The organism is uncultured Albimonas sp. (assembly GCF_963977235.1).
Lineage (GTDB): Bacteria > Pseudomonadota > Alphaproteobacteria > Rhodobacterales > Rhodobacteraceae > Albimonas.
In genome coordinates, this window is the sequence record NZ_CAXBOD010000126.1 from 1 (window position 1) to 4217 (window position 4217).

Genomic DNA, 4217 nt, shown 5'->3' on the forward strand with positions numbered 1-4217 from the left:
CTGCTGCTGATCGTGCTGGCCGTGCTGGCGATCGCGGCGCTGGTCAAGTACCTGAGCAAGTAGGTTCGCCGTCGCCGGACATCGCCGCTTCGGCCTACGGATCTCGGCTACCGGTCGCGACCTGGGCGGGACCGACGTCTGCCGCGCTCGGAACAGGCTCGGAACTCCCGAACAAGAGCAGGGCTCGGAGCCAGCGATCTGGAAAGCGCGGTCACTCCGCAACCCAGCCCTCCGCCAGCCAGGCGACGAGGACGTAGCGGCCGAGCTTGGCGAGGGTGACCAGGGCCAGGAACGCCGGCAGGGGCTCGCGCAGGACGCCGGCGACGAGGGTGAGGGGGTCGCCGATGAACGGGGCCCAGGAGAGCAGCAGGGACCACTTGCCCCAGCGGCGATACCAGCCCTCGGCGCGCTGCATCCGCTGGCGCTTCACCGGGAACCAGCGGCGGCCCTCGAAATGGGCGACGTAGCGGCCCAGCAGCCAGTTGACGGTGGAGCCGAGGACGTTGCCGACGGTGGCGACCGCGATCAGGGCCCAGGCGGGGTAGTGCTGGGCGAGGACCATGCCGGCGAGCAGGATCTCGGACTGCGCGGGCAACACGGTGGCGGCGAGGAAGCAGACCAGGAACAGGCCGGCGAAATCGGTCAGGTGGACCATGCGCTCAGGCGCGTCCCGCCACGGGCCAGCCGTGGTGCAGGTCGTCGATCACGAACGGATGGGCGTGGCGGTGGGGGGCGGCGGCGGCGCGCAGGTGGGGGTGGTCGGGCGGCAGCTCGGGGTGGGCGTGAGGGATGACCTCGGGGTCCTCCGCGGGCCAGAGGCGGGCGGCGACGAGGGCGGCCAGCAGGGCGAGGACGCCCAGCAGCGCCATGGTCGCGGGCAGGCCCGCGGCGCCGCCCAGCCAGCCGGCGAGCGGATAGGTCGCGAGCCAGCAGGCGTGGGACAGGGCGAACTGCGCGGCGAACAGCGCGGGACGGTCAGGCGCGTGGGCTGAGCGGCGCAGGAGACGGCCGCCGGGGGTCTGGACGGCGGACCAGGCCAGCCCCAGCAGGGCCCAGCCGCAGAGCAGCGCGGGCCAGAGCCAGTCGGCGGGCGCGTCGCCGGCCAGCCCGGCCCCCAGCACGGCGGAGAGCGCGACCGTCAGCCCTCCCAGCCCCAGCGCCGCCGGCAGCATCACCTGGCGGTCGCCGGTCCGGTCCAGCAGGCGCGGCAGCAGCAGCGCGGCGGCCATCGAGCCGGCGCCGAAGCAGCCCATGGCGAGCGCCAGCGCGGGCTCGTCCAGGCCCAGCGGGCCGCGCACGATCACCACGGTGTTGACGATCACCATGGCCCCGGCCGAGGCGACGGCGAAGTTCAGCGCCAGCAGGCCGCGCAGGCGGGGCGTGGCGAGGTAGATGCGCGCGCCCGAGGTCAGGCCGCGCAGGAAGGGGGCCGGAGGGGACTCGCCCGCCCGGGTCGGATCTGGGCGCGGCAAGCGGGTCGCGAAGACCAGCGCGGCGGAGGCGAGGAAGCCCGCGACCGTGCCCACGAACAGGCTGTGATAGCTGACCACCGTCAGCAGCAGGGCCGCGAGGGTGGGGCTGAGCAGGTTCTCCAGGTCATAGGCCAGGCGTGAGAGGGAGAGGGCGCGGGTGTAGCGGGCCTCGTCCGGCAGCACGTCGGGGATGGTGGCCTGGAAGGTCGGGGTGAAGGCGGCCGAGGCGGATTGCAGGGCGAAAATCAGGACGTAGACCTGCCAGACCTCGGTCACGAAAGGCAGCAGCAGGGCGACGGCGGCGCGCACCACGTCCAGGGCGATCAGCAGCGCGCGGCGCGGCAGGCGGGCGGCGAGGGCCCCGGCGAGGGGAGCCACGCCGACGTAGGCGATCATCTTCACCGCCAGCGCCGCGCCCAGGACGGCGCCGGCGCGCTCCCCGGCCAGGTCGTAGGCCAGCAGCGCCAGCGCCACCGTCAGCAGCCCCGTGCCGGCCAGCGCGATCACCTGCGCCGCGAACAGGCGGCGATAGGTGCGATCGGCGAGAACCTCCAGCATCGGGCGCGCTCCTTCGAGGCGGCGGGACGGGTCGAGGCGGCTACAGGTGGCGGGCGATCTTGCGGAACTCGTCCGCCTCCAGCGCGTCCGCGTGGGCGGGGTCGAGGCAATGGTCGAGGTGGTCGAGGATCAGCTCGCGCTTCGCCGCGGCCACGGCCCGCTCCACCGCGTGCAGCTGCTGGGCGATGTCGAGGCAGGGGCGGCCAGCCTCGATCATCTCGATCACGCTGCGCAGGTGGCCGTCGGCCCGCTTCAGGCGGGCGGCGATCTTCGGGTGGCCGGGATGGTCGTGGGCGTCGCTCATAGGCTGGACATATCCTCCCTGGGGGGATATTTCCAGTCTCGGTCGCGAGGGGGAGAAACAGGACCGCGGGCGAGGTCTGCGACCTCCGTCGGATTGCATGGGGCGCGGCCCCGGGGCAGCCTGCGGCCAGGCCCGGCCCGGCGGTCGAGAAGGAGCGTCATGCGGACGACCCCGTCCCCCTCCCTGCAAGACCTCCTGCGCGCGGCGGTCTGCGTGCTGGTCGCGCTGGCCTTTCTCGGCGGCGTCTTCGCGCGCGAGGCGCTGCACCCCGCGCCGGACGCCGAGGACCTCGCCACGCTCGACCGCGCCATCGCGCACGGGCACTTCCACGGCGACCCGTCCGAGTTGATGCGCCTCGTCCACGGCCACGGGACCGAGACGGCCGACCACGACCAGAAGCCGATCCTGGCCCGCGGCCCCGCCCCGCATGCGCCGAGCCCCGCGCTCGGCGCCCGTTGGCGCGAAGCGGCGACCGGCCCGCCGGCGCCGCCGGCCTACGATCTCGACCGACCTCCGCGCGTCTGAGTCGTCGCCGCGAGCCCTGCTCGCGGACTACCGAGACGATTCAACAACATACGGAGATTGCGAATGCATCGGCCATCGCGGCGCCCAGGCACGGACCTGGCGCGCACGACGACCCGCCTGCTGCTCGGCCTCCCGGCGCTCTGCGCGCTCGCCGGCCCTGCGGCCGCCCACAACGTCACCCCCGGGGACGCGGGCTATATCCAGGAGATCTGGGGGGTCCACCTGATCCCCTTCCTCTATCTCGGCGCCAAGCACATGGTGACCGGCTACGACCACATCCTGTTCCTGCTGGGGGTGGTGTTCTTCCTCTACCGGATGAACCAGGTGGCGCTTTACGTCAGCCTGTTCGCCATCGGCCATTCCACGACCATGCTGCTGGGCGTGTGGTTCGGCTGGGGGATCGACGCCTACCTGATCGACGCGATCATCGGGCTGAGCGTCGCCTACAAGGCGGCCGACAATCTCGGGCTGTTCAAGCAATGGTTCGGGGTGCAGCCCAACGTGAAGGCGGCCACGCTGATCTTCGGGCTGTTCCACGGGACCGGCCTCGCCACCAAGATCCTCGACTACCAGATCTCGCCCGACGGGCTGCTGCCCAACCTGCTGGCCTTCAACGTGGGCGTCGAGATCGGCCAGATCCTGGCGCTGGCGGCGATCCTGATCGCCATGGGCTGGTGGCGGCGCAGCCCGAAGTTCCTGGGCCAGGCCTACGCCGTCAACGTCGTGATGATCGTCATCGGCGTCATGCTCACCGCCTGGCAACTCGTCGGCTACTACGAAAACGCCTGAGGGAACCCCGGATGTTCAACGCACCCCGACCCAACCCCGAGGACCTGCCCACGCCGGCGCAGCTCCGCCGCTCGACCGTGCTCGCCGCCCTAGGCGCCGTCGCCATCGCCGTCTGCGTGGTGATGCCGGCCGAATACGGCGACGACCCCACCGGCGTCGGCGCCCTGCTGGGCTTGACCGAGATGGGCGAGATCAAGTCCCAGCTCGCCCGGGAGGCCGAGGAGGACCACGCCTCGCTGTGGCGTCGCGGCCTCCAGGGCGCCGCCGCCCTGCTGGTCGGCTCGGCCCAGGCCCAGGAGGCCTGGCGCGACGAATTCAGCTTCACCCTCCAGCCCGGCGAGTCCGCCGAGTGGAAGCTAATGATGACCGAGGGCCAGACGGCCCAGTATCTGATGACCGTCGAGGGCGGCCGCGTGAACTTCGACCTTCACGGCCACGGCGGCGGCCAGTCGGAGACCTATGAGCGCGGCCGCGGCTCCACCGGCTCCGAGGGCGCGATCCTGGCCCCCTTCGACGGCGAGCACGGCTGGTTCTGGCGCAACCGCGACAGCCAGCCGGTCACGGTGACC

6 protein-coding genes are annotated in these 4217 nt (G+C 72.5%); 3 read left to right on the forward strand and 3 right to left on the reverse strand.

The window, feature by feature from the left end:
* Nucleotides 1-211: 211 nt before the first annotated feature.
* The 3 genes from AAC134_RS23505 to AAC134_RS23515 are packed head-to-tail and all read right to left on the reverse strand — an operon-like array spanning nt 212 to nt 2334.
* Nucleotides 212-655: a YqaA family protein gene (locus AAC134_RS23505; RefSeq protein WP_092866335.1), complete on the reverse strand. Its 444-nt coding sequence runs from the start codon at nt 653-655 to the stop codon at nt 212-214.
* A 4-nt stretch (nt 656-659) separates the two neighbouring features.
* Nucleotides 660-2030, reverse strand: a complete 1371-nt coding sequence (locus AAC134_RS23510) for an MFS transporter (RefSeq protein ID WP_339952191.1) — start codon at nt 2028-2030, stop codon at nt 660-662.
* Nucleotides 2031-2070: 40 nt separating this feature from the next.
* Entirely contained in the window at nt 2071-2334 is a 264-nt protein-coding gene (locus AAC134_RS23515; RefSeq protein ID WP_092866341.1) for a metal-sensing transcriptional repressor, read from the reverse strand.
* Between the two features lie 159 nt (nt 2335-2493).
* Between AAC134_RS23515 and AAC134_RS23520 the strand changes: the two genes are divergently transcribed.
* The 3 genes from AAC134_RS23520 to AAC134_RS23530 form a co-directional block, all read left to right on the forward strand.
* Nucleotides 2494-2859, forward strand: a complete 366-nt coding sequence (locus AAC134_RS23520; protein WP_092866344.1) for a hypothetical protein — start codon at nt 2494-2496, stop codon at nt 2857-2859.
* A gap of 63 nt (nt 2860-2922) precedes the next feature.
* Complete coding sequence (locus tag AAC134_RS23525) at nt 2923-3648, forward strand: HupE/UreJ family protein (protein ID WP_092866347.1); 726 nt, start codon at nt 2923-2925, stop codon at nt 3646-3648.
* Between the two features lie 11 nt (nt 3649-3659).
* A partial coding sequence (locus tag AAC134_RS23530; protein ID WP_339952195.1) for a transmembrane anchor protein occupies nt 3660-4217 on the forward strand: 558 nt, incomplete at its 3' end.